Origin of the sequence: Pseudomonas sp. 67(2021), from assembly GCF_017491835.1 — a bacterium.
Taxonomy (GTDB): domain Bacteria; phylum Pseudomonadota; class Gammaproteobacteria; order Pseudomonadales; family Pseudomonadaceae; genus Aquipseudomonas; species Aquipseudomonas atacamensis.
On the sequence record NZ_JAFGYL010000012.1, the window covers coordinates 75,357 to 91,429 of the forward strand.

The window sequence follows — 16,073 nt, forward strand, 5'->3', positions numbered from 1 at the left end:
TCGGGCTGTGTGGCGGTGAACAGTTGTGCGCAAGGAATGATTGCGTCAGGCTCCGCCATCTGATTGCGCCCATACTCATTGCTGGCCAGCCATGGAACAAGCGTAAATTCGACCCGCTATCGATGAGTTTTATGAATGAATCCGCGCACCCTCACACCGTCCATGTCGCTGCTGCTGGCTTTCGAGGCCGCCGCTCGCCACGAGAGCTACACCCGCGCCGCCCATGAGCTGTCGCTGACACAGAGCGCGGTCAGCCGCCAGGTGCAGATTCTCGAGAAGATGCTCGGCATGCGCCTGTTCAGCCGCGAAGGCCGGCAGGTGGTGCTGACGGATGTCGGGCGCATGTATCAGCGCGAGCTCAGCGAAGCCCTCGGGCAGATTCGCAGCGCAACCTTGCAGGCGATGGCATTTGGTTCGGGCATCCATAGCCTGCGCCTGGCGACGCTGCCGACCTTCGGTTCGAAATGGCTGCTGCCACGGTTGAAGGATTTCTACACGGCGCACCCGGGCATGACCGTGCACCTGCATTCGCGGATCGAAACCATCGACTTCGACACCAGCGAAATCGACGCGGCCATCTGTGTCGGCGGCGGTGAGTGGCCAGGCCTGACCGCCCTGCCCCTGCACACCGAAGAATTGGTGGCGATTGCCAGCGCGCAGCTGTCGGCGACTGAACGCGACGAGGCCGAGCGCCACATTGCCGGGCAATTACTGCTCAACGTCAGCAGCAATGCCCAGGCATGGGCGGAATGGTTCAGCCATCATCAACTGCCGCATCGCAGCATGCGGATCGGGCCGAGCTTCGAAATGACCTCGCACTTGATTCAGGCAGTACGCGCCAATATCGGCGTCGGCCTGGTGCCGCGGATTCTGGTCGAGGAGGAATTGCTCAAGGGCGAATTGCTGCAACTGGGCGAGCCGATTACCAGCCGACGCAGCTATTACCTGGTGTATCCGCCGCGTAATGAGAATCTGCCTTCGTTGAAGGCGTTCAGGGATTGGCTGATTGATACCCTCTGAAGGATCGCGTCGCGGCCATTCGCGAGCAGGCTCGCTCCCACAGTTGCCATGCATTTACCTGTGGGAGCGAGCCTGCTCGCGAAGAGGCCAGTCGCAACGACCTTAAAACCTCGGCTTGACCGCCCGCCAATCCGCCTTGTACCGCTGCATCTGCCGCACATCATCGCGCTGGCGAATGCCGCACGTCAGGTACTGATCATGCAGCTTGGCCAGTTGCTCATGGTCCAGTTCCAGCCCCAACCCCGGCGCACGGGTGATCTTCACGCAGCCATCGACAATCGACAGCTTGCCGCCCTTGATCACTTCCTCGTCCGGCTCCTGCCACGGGTAGTGGGTGTCGCAGGCGTAATCCAGATTCGGCACCGCCGCCGCGACGTGCGCCATGGCCATCAGGCTGATGCCCAGGTGCGAATTGGAATGCATCGACACGCCGAGGCCGAACACGTCGCACATTTTCGCCAGTGTCTGCGTATCCCGCAGGCCACCCCAGTAATGGTGGTCGGCGAGGACGATCTGCACGCTGTTCAACGCAACGCTGCGGCGGAACTCGTCGAAATCAGTGACGACCATATTGGTCGCCAAGGGCAGACCGGTGCGCTTGTGCAGTTCAGCCATGCCATCAAGGCCCGGGGTCGGGTCTTCGTAATACTGCAGATCATCGCCGAGCAGTTCGGCCATGCGAATCGCCGTCTCCAGCGACCAGTTGCCGTTCGGGTCGATGCGCAGCGGCAATCCCGGAAAGGCTTTTTTCAGTGCCTTGATACAAGCCACTTCATGCTCCGGCGGCAAGGTGCCGGCCTTGAGCTTGATGCTCTTGAATCCGTACGCTTCGATCATCCGCGCTGCCTGCGCGACGATCTGCTGCTCGCTCAGCGCCTCGCCCCAGTCGTCTGGCTTGTAGGGCGAGTCGATATGCTCGGCGTACTTGAAAAACAGGTAAGCGCTGAACGGCACTTCATCGCGGATCGCCCCGCCGAGCAGGTCCACCAGCGGCACGTTCAGGTAGTGCGCCTGCAAATCAAGAAACGCTACTTCGAATGCCGAGTAGGCATTGCTCACCGCTTTGCTGGCGTGGGAACCGGGGGCCAGTTCAGCGCCAGCAATGCTCGCCGGTTTATTTGCCGCCACGGTGGCCTGCACGATCGCGCGTAACTGATTGAGGTTGAACGGATCAAGACCGATCAATTGGCTCTGCAATTGTTGCTGGATCGCCAGCGCCGGGGCATCGCCGTAGCTTTCGCCGAGGCCGATGTAGCCGTTGTCACTTTCAATCTCGATGATCGAGCGCAGGGCAAAAGGTTCGTGGATGCCACTGGCGTTGAGCAGTGGCGGATCGCGGAAGGCAATCGGGGTGACGCTGACACGGGTGATTTTCAAGATAACGCTCCTGACAGATCAACAATCGATTCAGTGGCTCGCAGCCGAACGAGCCGGCGCCACAACGGCGGCTTCGTCACTTGGCTTTGCCGGGGTTTTACCTTTGGCGCCAGGCGCCGTGCGGGCGAAGAAGATCACCACGGCGGCGATCAGAGAAGTCGCCGCCAGGCCATACAGGCCGCCCTCGATGGAGCCGGTGGTTTGTTCGAGAATGCCGAACGCGGTCGGCGCGACGAAGCCGCCCAGGTTGCCGATGGAATTGATCAGCGCGATCACCGCCGCAGCGATGCGCGCGTCCAGATAGCTTTGCGGAATCGGCCAGAACAGCGCCGACGCTGCTTTGAAACCGATAGCGGCGAAGCAGATGGCGACGAAGGCAAACACCGGCCCGCCAGTGGTCGACATGAACATGCCGACCGCCGCGATCACCAGGGTCAGCGCGACCCAGGCCTGCTGGAATTTCCATTTGCCGGCCATCGCTGCGAAGCCATACATGGCGACAATCGAAATGATCCACGGAATCGAATTGAGCAGCCCGACCTGGAAATCTCCGAGGTTACCCATCTTCTTGATCATGCTCGGCAACCAGAACGTCGCGCCGTAAATGGTCAGGGCAATGGAAAAATAGATGAAGCAGAACAGCGCGATCTGTCGGTCAGCCAACAGCTTGAACATCGACGGCTTGGCGACTTGTACCGCTTCGCGAGCGCGCTGCTCCTCGGCAATCGCCGCGACCAGTGCGTCTCGCTCTTCCTCGCTCAGCCACTTGGCTTGACGCGGGTGCGATTGCAGCCAGAACCAGACGAAAGCACACAACACCACCGACGCTGCGCCTTCGATGAGAAACATCCACTGCCAGCCGTGCATGCCCAATCCGCTGATATGCAACAGCGCACCGGACACCGGGCCGGAAATCACCGAGGCAATCGCTGAGCCGCTGAGAAACACCGCCATGGTTTTGCCGCGCTCGGACGCCGGCAGCCATTGGGTGAAGTAATAAATGATCCCCGGGAAAAACCCGGCCTCGGCCGCACCGAGAATAAAGCGCAGCACGTAGAAACTGGTTTCACCTTGAACAAACGCCATGGCCATGGCTGCGGCGCCCCAGGTGAACATGATCCGCGTCAGCCAGACCCGCGCGCCGTAGCGCTGCAACAGCATGTTGGACGGCACTTCGAACAGTGCGTAACCGATGAAAAACAGCCCGGCGCCCAGTCCATAAGCCGCTGCGCCGATACCCAGATCGGTTTCCAGATGGCTGCGCACGAAACCGATGTTCACTCGGTCGATGTAGTTGACGATGAACATCACCACGAACAGCGGCAGCACGTGGCGTTTGACCTTGGCGGCGGCGCGGGCGAGCACCGTGATGTCCGTCGGACTCTGGAGGGTTTTCAAGGGGCGACTCCCGATCTTGTTTTTTTAGGGATGACTTGAAGCGATGAGCCGATCATGGACGTCGCGCATTGATCCCGTCTAATCTAAACAGGCATTCGATTGATACCCGGATTAGATCAATGTTCGAACTTACCCAGCTGCGCTGCTTTACTACGGTCGCCACCGAACTCAACTTTCGCCGCGCCGCCGAGCGCCTGAACATGACCCAGCCGCCACTGAGTCGGCAGATTCAGCTGCTGGAGCATCACCTTGGCGTCGAATTGTTTACCCGCAGCACCCGAAGCGTCGCGCTGACGGCGGCGGGCCGGGCTTTTTTCGTTGAGGCGCAGAATCTTCTGGAGCGCGCCCAGCAAGCGGCGATCACCGCACGCCGGTTTGCCGAGGGCGATATTGGTTCGGTAAACATCGCGTTTGTCGGCAGCGCGGTGTATGAGTTTCTGCCCAAGGTGATCGCCGAAGCGCGACTTAAGCAGCCCCAGGTGAAAATCGATCTGGCAGAAATGAACACCTATCAACAGCACGAGGCCTTGCGCGCTCGCCGTATCGACCTGGGCATTGCCCGAGCGCCATTGCAGGAACCGGGCTATGCCACCGAATGCCTGGTGCGCGAACCATTTGTGCTGGCAGTGCCGAGCGGGCATCGGTTGGCCAATGCAGCTGAGGTATCAGTGGCTGATCTGGATAAACAACCGTTCCTGATGTACTCCCATGAAGCCTATCCGCCGTTCAACGAACTGTTGACCGGCACGCTGCGCTCAGCGCGGGTGGCGCCGGATTACGTGCAGTGGCTGGGCTCGTCGCTGACCATTCTGGCGCTGGTCAACGCTGGCATGGGTCTGGCGCTGGTACCGCGTTGCGCGACCAGCGTGGTGTTCAGGAATGTGGTGTTTCGCGAGATCGATCTGGGCGAAGGGGTGCAAAGCGAGCTGCATCTGATCTGGCGTGAGAACAATGACAACCCGGCGTTCGCGATGTTGCTGGAGGCGATTCGCCGGGCGGTGGTGCAGGGTTGGGGCTGAAGAAGTTTATCGTCTAGACCGTGGTTTCAGAGGCGGCGGCGCACTGGGGCCTTTGATCAAGGGCACGTCCAGCATTTTTCCGTCCGGCCCGACAAAGAGTCGCTCTAAATGCTTTGGCATGGGTTGTGGTGCTCTGGCAGTTGGCATGTTGATCCCTCTGATACTGGGCTGAACTCGACCCATTTGACTTTCGCGGAATCTATCAACAAAAACTCCGCGCCAATAGATGCAGGTTGGCCATCATCCGTGAGCCAACGCGGATATTTCATGATGAACTGACCATTGGATGATTCCCGTGGCCACTCGACCGGCCAGCCAAATACGCGCCTTTCATCGTTCAAATGCAGAGTTATGAAGCGCTCATGTTGGGCGAAAGCGCAGAACCATTCACTGGGGAAAGAAGATTGTTTCGTGACGTTTCGCTTACGTAACCAGCCGTGCAATTTGTCACTCGTAGCCAGGTAACAGGCAAACAATCCCAGCATCAGCGAAAACATAAATGCCCAGAGCGTTTGCGCCCGATCATCCCAGTTTCCTAATGAAAAACTCTTCGAGCCAATCCACGAACAGAGGTTGCCCACCACCAACACCGCGCCCTGAATCACAAATGTGAATATCAGCGCCTGCACGATCTGGCCGAACGTATCCGGTCGCTTGAATGCCGTAAGTGAATAGAAGATCCAGGTCGATAGAAAACCTGGGATTAGATACTGCAACAGCGGAATGATGTCCTTGACCAGATCATCCATGATCCGAGACTCCTTTCAGTCATGCCGATCCCGTCACGGGCCGACATTCAAAGCCTAGTCAAGGATCCTGCTGCGCCTCGCGGGCAACTGTCACAGCTCATTGCGAGCGTTTGGCGGGAGTCTCCATCCAATGAAAAAAGGCAGACACCGAACTTCGGTGTCTGCCTTTTTTGAGATCCGGGCGCCCGGTTACAGGCAGTCACGCACCGATTGGCGCAGCGATCCGGACTTGGCCCAAGGCGGCCCCTGATAGAGGGACACCTTGCTGCCATCCTTGTACTTGACGATATCGAGAATCTCATCCGCCGTGATAATGCTCGGCGCGGTAATCCGGTAGCCGTTGGAAATCGACGTCTGCGAAGTCTTGGCCACGTCCTTCTGCCACAGCGGTAACAAACACGCGGCATATTCCTTGGGAGGCTTGTCACTGGTCTTGCTGAGGTTTGGCTCGCCCGGCACCAGCGATGCTGGTAACGAGCAACCCGTCAACAGGGCCAGTGCAAAAGTGCCGATCCATACGCGCATGCTGTTTACCTGTTCCGAAAAAACGTGAATGTACCGTTTAACGGCGTGCACATCCATCGTGGCACCCCGCCGTTACCGGGGTTTGGACAATTTTTTACATCGGTTCAGCCGGGCGTCAGATGGCCTGGCCCCAGGTGGAAAAATGCGACTACTCTTTTCTACCGAGAATGTTCTGGAGGTGATCATGCGGCTCAATGAATACGAACACGAACTTCAACGGGATTTGCAAAGCGTGGCGTCGGACCTGAGGTGGTCGGCGGTCGACCTCAAGCGCATTGCCGAACAATTGCGCAAATCAGGTAACGAGGCAGACGCCCAGACTGTGTTGCGGTCTTGCACAATCCTGCAAAACGACGAGGAGAGATTGCAGATCTATGCCAGGGAGGTAAAAGCCCGGACCATCAGCCGAATCAAGGTGCACTGACTCCTGATCCAAACAAGAAGCCCCGGTCGAAACCGGGGCTCTTTCGTTATAACGCGTCAATTCACGTTCTGGCTTTGCACCCGCTTGGCGCGTTGCTTGTAACCAGGAAGCGCCGCCGCATAGGCCATCGCTTCCTCCCTGCTGGTGAATGACGCCAACCGGTCGCCCTGAGTGCAAACCCGCCATGGGCCGTTGTTCACGCTAAGCACGTCATAACCGTTCATGTGCAGCTTGTTCAGCATTGGAATGCTCATGAGCACCTCCATTTCGTCAACGGTGTTTTCGGTGTACGGGCTTACCTTACACCCGCTCCCCGCTGCGGTGTAAACCGGATTCGCCCTGGCACATGTCAATTCACTGGCACTTTTTGCTACGCAAATGGCTCCGAATCAAGAGGGAACCTTTAAATCCGCTTGCGGCTCGAATATTGCAGATTGATTACAGATTTATGACACGCATCAACAGGGCAATCATGAAAGTACGCGCCACCGTCATTTGCGAGCAGGATCGCCATATCCTCCTGGTACGCAAACCCCGCCATCACTGGTCATTACCCGGCGGCAAGGTCGAAGCCGGGGAAACCCGTGCGGCGGCAGCCGTGCGCGAGTTGCAGGAGGAAACCGGGCTCAATGCGGAGGACGTCCTGTACCTGATGGATTTTCAGGCGGGCAGTACGCGGCATCATGTGTACGAGGCTTCGGTGGTCAACCTCGACGATGTGCGCCCGCAGAACGAAATCGTCGATTGCATCTGGTACCCGCTCGATGCCGTGCACAATCTTGAAACCAATGAAGCGACAAGGCGCATCGTGCAGGCCTTTCAACGGCGTTTATAACGATCAGCCAGCGAACGCCCGGCGACCGGCGCTGATTTCCGTGCGCAACTCACCAATGAAATTTGAAATATCGCGAATCGTCACCAGATGCTCGGGAGAAACGCCGTCAAGCAACAACTCGACACGCCCACTGCCCGGCTCATACACCTTGATCCGCAACAGACCTTGTCCGGTCGGTGTGCAATCACACTTGAACGTGGGGAAGCCTGACTCGACGATCCGGCAAATATCGGCAATGGCAAGCATGGACGGGCGCCTCGCAGGCGGAGAATCGATCCATCGAGCATAGACCCACGGTGTGTTTACTGCCCGCTCGAGAATGCCAAGCCGATCACAACTCACTCATGCCGTTCAATGCGCGTCGTGATCCCAGATCCAGTTCCACATTCCGGGCAGATTCACCGGCTCAGCGCTTTGCTGAACCGTACGCGCCAACGCAGCTTTTTCCAGTGCGGCCTGATTGTCGTAGAACGGCTTGTCCGCCAGTCTGACCCCGGTCGCCGCCGCGCTATCGAGCAGAATCTGCAGATATTCGCGAGTGTGGCGCGCAGTGTAGCGATTGAGGTCATGGAACGTCACCACGACCGGAATAACGCCATCCACCGTCGGCAATTGACCCACGGCGATAAGCTCGCGCACTTCCGATAACTGCCGCAGCATGTTCGCCCGACGCCGAGGGCTGGCGTTGAAGCCCCAAATCTTGCCGTCGTTGGCACTCAGGTCCGTGAGCAAGACATGCAAGCCGTGTTTTTGATAGGCCGCAAATGTGCGCTTGTCGTAGTTCCAGAACGGCGGGCGCAACAGCTTGGGCTGCGCCCCGGTGATAGCGGCGATGTCAGCGCTGCCATCGGTCAGCGACTGCTCCAGTTCTTGCGGGTCGAGCGAGCGATGGTTGGTGTGCCAATGAGTCGCGGTGTGGAAACCGAGAATATGCCCCTCGGCGTGTTCACGCCGCATCAGGCTGCGACCGATCTCGCTATTGCCTGCCCTGGGTGCTCGGGTCTGCACGAAAAACACGGCTTTGATATTTGCCTGCAGCGGATTGCTTTTGAGGCTGTCGAGCACCGTCGCCGTGGGATTCCACAACCCTGAAGCGCTGGGGCCATCGTCGAACGTCAGGAGAAAACGTACGGGGGCCTGGGCCATCAGGCGCGTTTCGGTTTGCGTGGTCATTTCAATCGGCGCGGCGATGCAGCCGGCCAGACCGAGCGCGATGAGCGCAGCACAAAGAAGTTTGCATCCGGATGTCATGTCTTGCCCTGAGGCCGCGGCCGTCGTGTTGTCGAATGGCAAACCTCCATCGCCTTTGTCCATCCCTGCGCGGCTATCCGCGAGCGCAGGTTGGATAAGGTACACAGGGTTTGGTTCCGGTGCTGCTTTCAGTGCGTCATCGGCCGGCACATTGGCAGGTCCGACTAGACTCAAATTTCCTCAAGGAGATTTCATCCATGTGCGGAAGACTCACGCAGTACCGTGGGATTCACGATTTCGTTGCGGTGCTGAGCATCCCCGATGCGTTGATCAATCACGTCGGCGATGCGCCGCTCAATCGCTACAACGCAGCGCCCACCACTGCGCTGGCGGTTCTGCACCAGCACGAACAGGCCATTCATGCCGACAATCTGCGCTGGGGCTGGCGGCCGCATTGGGCCAAGGATCGTGCCCCGCCCATCAACGCACGGGTAGAGAAAGTCGCCCACGGCGCGTTCTTCCGGGCGATCTGGCGGCAGCGGCTGATCGTTCCGGTCGACAATTGGTTTGAGTGGGTTGATAGCGGGGAAAAATCCCGACAGCCCTGGTTGATCCGTCGGGCGGATCAGGCTCCGGTCTTCTGTGCCGGTATCGGCCAGTTTCCGGCACCGGGGGTTGCGCCGAGGGAGGACGACGGGTTCGTCATCATCACCGCTGACAGCCTGGGCGGCCTGCTCGATATTCACGACCGCCGCCCGGTGGTCTTCGATTCGGCGCGAGCTCGGGAATGGCTTGATCCGGCTACGCCAGTGGAGCGCGCCGAGCAGATGCTGCTGTTTGAAGGCGAGCCCAGTGATGCCTTCGAATGGTACAAAGTCGGCAAAGCGGTCGGCAATACGCGTAATCAAGGTGCGCAATTGATAGAACGAGTCGACTAAATAATCCGTCCATCCTTGCGTTAATCAAGCAACGCCGCCACTGAGTCCCCTGCGTTACAAAAAGTGTTTCAACCGCGATACAACGCCCGTAAAACAGCCGTTTGAGCGAATCAACCGCCTGTCAGACATTTCGACAGTCATACATACATTTTCCCGCGCTGCGGATAGCATGCGCGCCGCCTTTCCGATTGGTATACCAGTTGACCAAAGAGTCAAAGAAATCAGGAATCCATCAACAACTTTCAAGCCTTGCAGAGAAATAAGTGAGCGACGATTTTGCAATCAAACAGGTCAGCGGCCTGAAGTGTGTCCATCTGTCCAAGACAGAACGCCTGGAACTCGACTGTTTTATCGGCCATTACATCAAGACCCGAAACCTGCACAGCGTGCCCGATATCGAACGCACCCTGCGCAGCACCCTCGAGGGTTATCCCGGCCATCCGCCGGTGATGGTCAATGAGCTCAATGCGTGGATCGATCGAACGTTGGGGTATCGCGCGACCTACCCGGATTTCACGCAGTTGGCAGACCTCTGAAACGCGAAGAGCCCCGCTGCTGCGGGGCTCTTCGTATGCGTTGTTCAAGGTTTCAGCGGACGCTCCTGATCGCGGTCCGACAGCTCGCGGCTGTCATCGTGCTTCCAGGTTTTTTCCTGCCTCTTCTGCTGCTCGATTTCTTCTTCTGTTGGCTCATCATCTTCCGCACGCGTTTGCTCAGTTGCCATGTGCACCTCACCTCAGAACAGTTGATGATCGTTAAAGGGTAGAACACTTTTGCGCGCCCGAATTCACCAAGGAATTTTGTCCCGCGCGGCGTACCATAGCGCCATCCACCCTTACGTCAGGAAGACGCCATGCTCTACCGAATCGCCGCCGACGGGCTGGTGCTGTTTCACTTGTGTTTCATCTTGTTCGTGCTGTTCGGCGGGCTGCTGGTGCTGCGCTGGCCACGATTGATGTGGTTGCACTTGCCGGCGGCCGCATGGGGCGTGGCGGTCGAGGTGCTGCACCTGGCCTGTCCGTTGACCTACTGGGAAAACCTCATGCGCCACGCGGCCGGACAGACCGAATACGCCGGCGGCTTCATTGAGCATTACATCTGGCCGATCATCTACCCGGCCGGTCTGACGCCGCAGATTCAACTGGCCCTCGGCAGCGTGGTGCTGGCGGTCAACCTGTTGGTGTACGCACGACTGCTGCGCTCATGGAAATTGCGCCGCGCCCGGCGCATTCCGTTTTAACGCGAGGCCGGTTTCAACGTTTCCAGCCACTGCGGATCGAAGCGTGGCTGGTCGGAATCAAGTCCCTGCGCCTGCATCCGCGCCTTGTGCTGTTCGACTTCGTCACGCAGTTGTCCATGATCGCTGGAGTTGCCGTCCAGCTCATGCATTTGCAGCAATCCGAGGTGATAGAAACGCAACACCTTCATCGCCGTCGGATCGTTGTTCTGCACCGCCGCTGTCACCTGATGCATGACATTGGTGATGCTCATCAGATTGCGCTTGAGGCGCCAGCTGTACACCGCCGGGGCCATCCAGGTCTGATGCCAGAAACGCCCGCGCAACAGCGCCGCCGTCAGCAGAAACGCCACGAATACGCCGCCGACATTGAAACGCAGGTTATCCCCGTCGGGTTCACCGAACACTGCCACCGCAACCGACGAAAACAGCATGGCCAGCAGCAGAAACAGCACGGCGATGATGATCGTGCTACGGCGGGTCTGCTGACGAAAGGTAGCGGGGTCCATCGGCTGAATCTCGAACATCGAAAATGACTTCCTTGAGTGACAAAACGCGCAACGGAAAAAACTCGCCGGCGCATTATCGCATCGCACCGGGTTTTAGCTATGCTGGGGCTCCTTTTCATCTTTTCAAAGTCCAACGGGACATGGCGGTATAACGCAGATCGTGCCATCTTCATTCATGGATACACACTATTCGGATGCCATCCGCTGCGTTGTGGATGACATCGTTTTAAGGATCACTGCATGACCCAACGACACGTAATCAATGCCTCGGTCAGCCCGAAAGGCAGTCTGGAAACCCTTTCTCAACGTGAAGTTCAGCAACTGAGCGAAGCCGGATCCGGCAGCACCTATACCCTCTTCCGCCAGTGCGCCCTGGCCATCCTCAACACCGGCGCGCATGTCGACAATGCAAAGACCATCCTCGAAGCCTACAAGGACTTCGAAATCCGTATTCACCAGCAGGATCGCGGCGTACGCCTGGAGCTGCTGAACGCTCCGGCCGACGCGTTCGTCGACGGCGAGATGATCGCCAGCACCCGCGAAATGCTCTTCAGCGCCCTGCGCGACATCGTCTACACCGAGAACGAACTCGACAGCCAGCGCATCGACCTGAGCAATTCCCAAGGCATCAGCGACTACGTGTTCCATCTGCTGCGCAACGCGCGCACCCTGCGCCCGGGCGTCGAGCCGAAAATCGTGGTGTGCTGGGGCGGCCACTCGATCAACACCGAAGAATACAAATACACCAAGAAAGTCGGCCACGAACTGGGCCTGCGCAGCCTCGACATCTGCACCGGTTGCGGCCCTGGCGTGATGAAAGGCCCGATGAAAGGCGCGACCATTGCCCATGCCAAACAACGCATTCACGGCGGTCGCTACCTCGGCCTGACCGAGCCAGGCATCATCGCCGCCGAGGCGCCGAACCCGATCGTCAATGAGCTGGTGATCCTGCCGGACATCGAAAAGCGTCTGGAAGCCTTCGTCCGTGTCGGCCACGGCATCATCATTTTCCCGGGCGGCGCCGGTACGGCCGAAGAGTTCCTGTACCTGCTCGGCATCCTGATGCACCCGGACAACGCAGGCCTGCCCTTCCCGGTCATCCTCACCGGGCCGAAGCATGCCGCGCCGTATCTGGAACAGCTGGATGCGTTCGTCATCGCGACCCTCGGCGAAGCGGCGAAGCAGCATTACGAGATCATCATCGACGACCCGGCCGAAGTGGCGCGGCAGATGACTCAAGGCCTGAAAGCAGTGAAGCAGTTCCGCCGCGAGCGTAACGATGCGTTCCATTTCAACTGGCTGTTGAAGATCGATGAGGGCTTCCAGCGTCCGTTCGATCCAACCCACGAAAACATGGCCAACCTGAAACTGCATCGCGACCAGCCACCGCATGAACTGGCGGCCAATCTGCGTCGGGCGTTTTCCGGGATCGTCGCCGGTAACGTCAAGGACAAAGGCATTCGCCTGATCGAAGAGCACGGGCCGTATCAGATCCGTGGTGATGCGGCGATCATGCAGCCGCTTGATGCGCTGCTAAAGGCCTTCGTCGCCCAGCACCGGATGAAGTTGCCGGGTGGCGCGGCGTATGTGCCGTGCTATCGCGTCGTCGCGTAATTTCAAGTCGTAACGCACACCCATTGTGGGAGCTGGCTTGCCAGCGATAGCGGTCTTTCATTCAACAGAGACGTTGAATCAGATGACGCTTTCGCGAGCAAGCTCGCTCCCACAGGATTTATGGTGTGGCGCAAATTGGAGTCACAACCTCAATCCCCCTGTGGGAGCGAGCCTGCTCGCGAAGAAGCCCGACAGAACACTTCAATCTTTCGAGCTATCCACCAACCGCCGAGCCAACGCTTTAGCCTGCGCAGCGACGTCCGTCACTGCCGTACTCTCCCACCACATCCCGCGCAACGGCGGGCCCATGGCAAACAACCGAGCGCTCACCTGCCCTTCGGCATCCACCACTGCGCCGTCCTTTGCTGTGATCCCCAGCGCCAGCGGCCCCGGTTGCACCAGTCCCCGCGCCAGCAATTGCTGCGGCAACGGTCGTGCGACTCGCCGCCAGTCGTATTCGATACCGCTGGAATTGATCAGCGCCGCACCGCTGACCACGCCTGTTTCAGTCTCACCCCGCGGACGGATGCGAATGGTCACAGCATCGCCCGCGCCGGGCTCAATGCCCTTGAAAGACGCGGCGTGAATGCGCAAGCGCCCTTGCTTGTGCAGCCGTTCGATCAACTCGGCGCTCAGTGGCGGCGAACGATGGTGATGACTCTCCCACCATGGCCGTACATGCCGTACGAATTGTCGACGCTGCACGTCAGTCGCCTGACTCCACAACCGCGCGATGTGCGCGCGAACCGTATCCAGCGGCGCCTGCCAGTCGATGCCTTGGGCGACTGCGTCGCGACAATGTCGACGCAACTCGCGCAGCAACTGGCGGGGCGTACGAATGTTGTGATCTGCTGCCAGAAAATCCACCCACGCCGGCGGTTGACGGCGCACGTGCGGCAGCAGGCCATGCCGGGAGAACACCTCAATCGGCCCGCGATGCCCGGCCTGCTCCAGCGACACCACGGCATCGACCATGGTCAGACCGGAGCCGATGATCAGCACGGTGGACTGCGGGTCGAGTTCGCGCATCGCAGCGACATCCCAAGGGTCCAGCGCGGCGGCATTGAGGCCACTCGATTGGGTCTGCGGCGTGCGAGCGGCGGGGAACATGCCGGTGGCCAGCACTGCCTGCGCTCCACGCAAAACCTGGCCATCGCTCAGGGTGAGCTGCATTGAGCCGGTCCCGCTTTGCAAGTCAACGGCTTCAGCACAGATGTGTTCTACGCTCGAACCTTGCAGCGCGCCCACCGCCCGGGCCTCAGCCAGACGCTGTTGCACATAGACCCCGAACAGGCCACGCGGCGGAAACAGCTCACTGACCGGCACGTCCTGCTCGGCAGATTCCGGCCAGCCGCCGCCGGCAATATGCGCCGTCAGCCACTGCGTCAGATCATCAGGATTATCCGGGTCGACGCTCATCCGCGCCGCGTTGCCGTTCAGCGTATGTCCCAACTCGACTGCGCTGTAAGCCTCGCCACGTCCCAGTTCAGCACGCGGCTCGATAATCGCAATTCGTCGTTGCCCAGGCAGGCGTAACAATTGCACCGCCAGCATGGTGCCACTGAGGCCGCCGCCGATGATCAGGATGTCCGCAGGCTGTTCCATTCAGATCACCACATTACGCACGAACCGCGCAGCCACATCGCCATCGTTGCGGTAGGCATGCGGTTGATTGCTGGCGAACATGAAAAACTCTCCTTTATTGATGTGCTGCGCCTGATCGCCGAGCATCAGTGTCAGGCATCCTTCAAATACGTAGATCTGCTCGCTCCAGCCATCGGCGTCCGGTTGCGACGGATAAACTTCGCCCGGTTGCAGACACCATTCCCATTGCTCGACTTCGCGGCTCGCGGTGGCTTTGGACAGTAGCACGGCTCTGCTGCCGGGAATCGTGCCCGCCCAGGCAACCTCATTGATCCGGCTCGGATCGCGCGCATCGTGCGCTTGGATCAGATCGCTGAAGGCAACGTCGAGCGCTTCGGCGACGCGATCAAGCGTAGTCAGGCTGACATTCTTTTCGCCTGCCTCGATTGCTACCAGCATCCGTCGGCTCACCCCGGATTTTTCCGCCAGTGCGGTCTGGCTCATATCCGCAGCATGGCGCAAGCGTCGAACGTTCTGGCTGACGTGTTGCAGAACGGAGGCTCGCTGAGTCAAATCTTTGTGCACTATATTGCTCACTCGGTGGGGTTGGGCAGTATACTGCGCAACGTTGGCGGCATTGTGCGGCCTCCCTTTTAATGTGCGCAAGGTCATGATGTCGCCAAACAATTCTGCGTCCCCAATCCGCTTCTCCCGCTTCAGCAAAGCCGAGTGCGTGCTGGTGCTGATCACCATGATCTGGGGCGGCACGTTTCTGATTGTGCAACATGCCATGACGGTCAGTGGCCCGATGTTTTTCGTCGGCTTGCGCTTCGCCGCAGCGGCGGCGATCGTGGCGATGTTTTCCTGGCGGCACCTGCGCGAGTTGACCTTGTTCGAAGTCAAGGCAGGGTCGTTCATCGGTGTAGCGATCATGCTTGGTTATGGCTTGCAGACGGTCGGGCTGCAAAGCATTCCGAGCAGTCAGTCGGCGTTCATTACCGCGCTGTACGTGCCGTTTGTGCCGCTGCTGCAATGGCTGGTGCTGGGACGGCGTCCGGGGTTGATGCCAAGTATCGGGATCATGCTGGCGTTTACCGGTTTGATGTTGTTGTCGGGTCCCTCAGGGGCGGCGCTGAATTTCAGTCCCGGAGAAATTGCGACATTGATCAGCGCCGTTGCGATTGCTGCTGAAATCATTTTGATCAGCACTTTCGCCGGGCAGGTGGATGTGCGGCGAGTGACGGTGGTGCAACTGGCGGTGACGGCGGTGTTGTCGTTCTTGCTGGTAGTCCCGACCGGTGAAGTGATTCCGGATTTTTCCTGGTTGTTGCTGGCGACGGCTTTGGGCCTGGGCGCAGCGAGTGCGGCGATTCAGGTAGCGATGAACTGGGCACAGAAGAGTGTTTCGCCGACTCGGGCGACGTTGATCTATGCGGGTGAACCGGTGTGGGCCGGGATTGTCGGACGGATTGCCGGGGAGCGCTTGCCAGCAATTGCGCTGGTTGGGGCCGGGTTGATTGTGGCGGCGGTGATTATCAGTGAGCTGACGACCAAAGGAAGGTCCACCGAGGCAGAAGCTGAGTTGGAGCGGGAAACGCAGGCGTGACCCGCAATCTTTTATCGTTGTACCCATGCTTTCGCGGGCAGGCTCGC

At 59.2% G+C, this 16,073-nt stretch carries 20 protein-coding genes and 1 pseudogene; 9 read left to right on the top strand and 12 right to left on the bottom strand.

What is annotated here, in order from left to right; genetic code table 11:
- Positions 1-135: 135 nt before the first annotated feature.
- The gene (locus tag J5M66_RS16145) at positions 136-1,020 is read left to right on the top strand and encodes a LysR substrate-binding domain-containing protein (RefSeq protein WP_206422017.1); all 885 of its coding nucleotides are present in this window, start codon (positions 136-138) and stop codon (positions 1,018-1,020) included.
- A gap of 102 nt (positions 1,021-1,122) precedes the next feature.
- Here J5M66_RS16145 and J5M66_RS16150 read toward each other — a convergent pair whose 3' ends face one another.
- The gene (locus tag J5M66_RS16150; RefSeq protein ID WP_207808608.1) at positions 1,123-2,397 is read right to left on the bottom strand and encodes a glucarate dehydratase family protein; all 1,275 of its coding nucleotides are present in this window, start codon (positions 2,395-2,397) and stop codon (positions 1,123-1,125) included.
- Positions 2,398-2,427: 30 nt separating this feature from the next.
- Positions 2,428-3,795: an MFS transporter gene (locus J5M66_RS16155; protein WP_207808605.1), complete on the bottom strand. Its 1,368-nt coding sequence runs from the start codon at positions 3,793-3,795 to the stop codon at positions 2,428-2,430.
- 119 nt (positions 3,796-3,914) lie between these two features.
- Between J5M66_RS16155 and J5M66_RS16160 the strand changes: the two genes are divergently transcribed.
- Entirely contained in the window at positions 3,915-4,814 is a 900-nt protein-coding gene (locus J5M66_RS16160; RefSeq protein ID WP_016775066.1) for a LysR family transcriptional regulator, read from the top strand.
- Between the two features lie 104 nt (positions 4,815-4,918).
- Here J5M66_RS16160 and J5M66_RS16165 read toward each other — a convergent pair whose 3' ends face one another.
- Together J5M66_RS16165 and J5M66_RS16170 are read right to left on the bottom strand one after the other, a co-directional pair.
- Positions 4,919-5,563, bottom strand: coding sequence for a DUF6338 family protein (locus J5M66_RS16165; RefSeq protein ID WP_207808603.1), 645 nt, complete (start codon positions 5,561-5,563; stop codon positions 4,919-4,921).
- 189 nt (positions 5,564-5,752) lie between these two features.
- On the bottom strand, positions 5,753-6,088 hold the full coding sequence (locus tag J5M66_RS16170; protein ID WP_016775069.1) for a hypothetical protein: 336 nt from the start codon (positions 6,086-6,088) through the stop codon (positions 5,753-5,755).
- A gap of 184 nt (positions 6,089-6,272) precedes the next feature.
- On the opposite strand from J5M66_RS16170, the gene J5M66_RS16175 reads away from it, so the two are divergent.
- Positions 6,273-6,512, top strand: a complete 240-nt coding sequence (locus J5M66_RS16175; protein ID WP_038862200.1) for a hypothetical protein — start codon at positions 6,273-6,275, stop codon at positions 6,510-6,512.
- 56 nt (positions 6,513-6,568) lie between these two features.
- Here J5M66_RS16175 and J5M66_RS16180 read toward each other — a convergent pair whose 3' ends face one another.
- Positions 6,569-6,766, bottom strand: coding sequence for a hypothetical protein (locus tag J5M66_RS16180; protein ID WP_016775071.1), 198 nt, complete (start codon positions 6,764-6,766; stop codon positions 6,569-6,571).
- A 218-nt stretch (positions 6,767-6,984) separates the two neighbouring features.
- On the opposite strand from J5M66_RS16180, the gene J5M66_RS16185 reads away from it, so the two are divergent.
- Positions 6,985-7,347: an NUDIX hydrolase gene (locus J5M66_RS16185; protein WP_207808600.1), complete on the top strand. Its 363-nt coding sequence runs from the start codon at positions 6,985-6,987 to the stop codon at positions 7,345-7,347.
- A 3-nt stretch (positions 7,348-7,350) separates the two neighbouring features.
- Here J5M66_RS16185 and J5M66_RS16190 read toward each other — a convergent pair whose 3' ends face one another.
- Entirely contained in the window at positions 7,351-7,593 is a 243-nt protein-coding gene (locus J5M66_RS16190) for a DUF1652 domain-containing protein (RefSeq protein WP_016775073.1), read from the bottom strand.
- Between the two features lie 105 nt (positions 7,594-7,698).
- Positions 7,699-8,598 (bottom strand): polysaccharide deacetylase family protein, encoded by a 900-nt coding sequence (locus J5M66_RS16195; RefSeq protein ID WP_125918567.1) that lies wholly within the window; start codon positions 8,596-8,598, stop codon positions 7,699-7,701.
- A 197-nt stretch (positions 8,599-8,795) separates the two neighbouring features.
- Here J5M66_RS16195 and J5M66_RS16200 point away from each other — a divergent pair, with 197 nt between their 5' ends.
- Positions 8,796-9,476 carry an SOS response-associated peptidase family protein gene (locus tag J5M66_RS16200; protein ID WP_207808597.1) on the top strand — a complete coding sequence of 227 codons (681 nt, stop codon included), beginning with the start codon at positions 8,796-8,798 and terminating at the stop codon, positions 9,474-9,476.
- Positions 9,477-9,739: 263 nt separating this feature from the next.
- Positions 9,740-10,012: a hypothetical protein gene (locus J5M66_RS16205; protein ID WP_016775076.1), complete on the top strand. Its 273-nt coding sequence runs from the start codon at positions 9,740-9,742 to the stop codon at positions 10,010-10,012.
- 44 nt (positions 10,013-10,056) lie between these two features.
- On the opposite strand, the gene J5M66_RS16210 is transcribed toward J5M66_RS16205, so the two are convergent.
- The gene (locus tag J5M66_RS16210; protein ID WP_164488351.1) at positions 10,057-10,200 is read right to left on the bottom strand and encodes a hypothetical protein; all 144 of its coding nucleotides are present in this window, start codon (positions 10,198-10,200) and stop codon (positions 10,057-10,059) included.
- A gap of 129 nt (positions 10,201-10,329) precedes the next feature.
- Here J5M66_RS16210 and J5M66_RS16215 point away from each other — a divergent pair, with 129 nt between their 5' ends.
- Positions 10,330-10,716 (top strand): DUF2784 domain-containing protein, encoded by a 387-nt coding sequence (locus J5M66_RS16215; RefSeq protein WP_024013239.1) that lies wholly within the window; start codon positions 10,330-10,332, stop codon positions 10,714-10,716.
- On the opposite strand, the gene J5M66_RS16220 is transcribed toward J5M66_RS16215, so the two are convergent.
- The gene (locus tag J5M66_RS16220) at positions 10,713-11,240 is read right to left on the bottom strand and encodes a DUF3087 domain-containing protein (RefSeq protein ID WP_038860192.1); all 528 of its coding nucleotides are present in this window, start codon (positions 11,238-11,240) and stop codon (positions 10,713-10,715) included. The two genes, J5M66_RS16215 and J5M66_RS16220, sit on opposite strands and share 4 nt — an antisense overlap.
- A 222-nt stretch (positions 11,241-11,462) precedes the next feature.
- On the opposite strand from J5M66_RS16220, the gene ppnN reads away from it, so the two are divergent.
- Positions 11,463-12,836: a nucleotide 5'-monophosphate nucleosidase PpnN gene (ppnN, locus tag J5M66_RS16225; protein ID WP_073471165.1), complete on the top strand. Its 1,374-nt coding sequence runs from the start codon at positions 11,463-11,465 to the stop codon at positions 12,834-12,836.
- Between the two features lie 23 nt (positions 12,837-12,859).
- Here the strand turns inward: ppnN and J5M66_RS26990 are convergent.
- From J5M66_RS26990 to J5M66_RS16235, 3 genes and pseudogenes are all read right to left on the bottom strand, one after another.
- Positions 12,860-12,970: pseudogene (locus J5M66_RS26990) on the bottom strand (DUF4381 domain-containing protein); the annotation flags it as partial.
- 67 nt (positions 12,971-13,037) lie between these two features.
- On the bottom strand, positions 13,038-14,441 hold the full coding sequence (locus J5M66_RS16230) for an FAD/NAD(P)-binding protein (protein ID WP_207808594.1): 1,404 nt from the start codon (positions 14,439-14,441) through the stop codon (positions 13,038-13,040).
- Positions 14,442-15,005, bottom strand: a complete 564-nt coding sequence (locus tag J5M66_RS16235; RefSeq protein WP_024013243.1) for an XRE family transcriptional regulator — start codon at positions 15,003-15,005, stop codon at positions 14,442-14,444.
- An 85-nt stretch (positions 15,006-15,090) separates the two neighbouring features.
- Here J5M66_RS16235 and J5M66_RS16240 point away from each other — a divergent pair, with 85 nt between their 5' ends.
- Positions 15,091-16,026 carry a DMT family transporter gene (locus J5M66_RS16240; protein ID WP_207808592.1) on the top strand — a complete coding sequence of 312 codons (936 nt, stop codon included), beginning with the start codon at positions 15,091-15,093 and terminating at the stop codon, positions 16,024-16,026.
- Positions 16,027-16,073 lie beyond the last annotated feature (47 nt).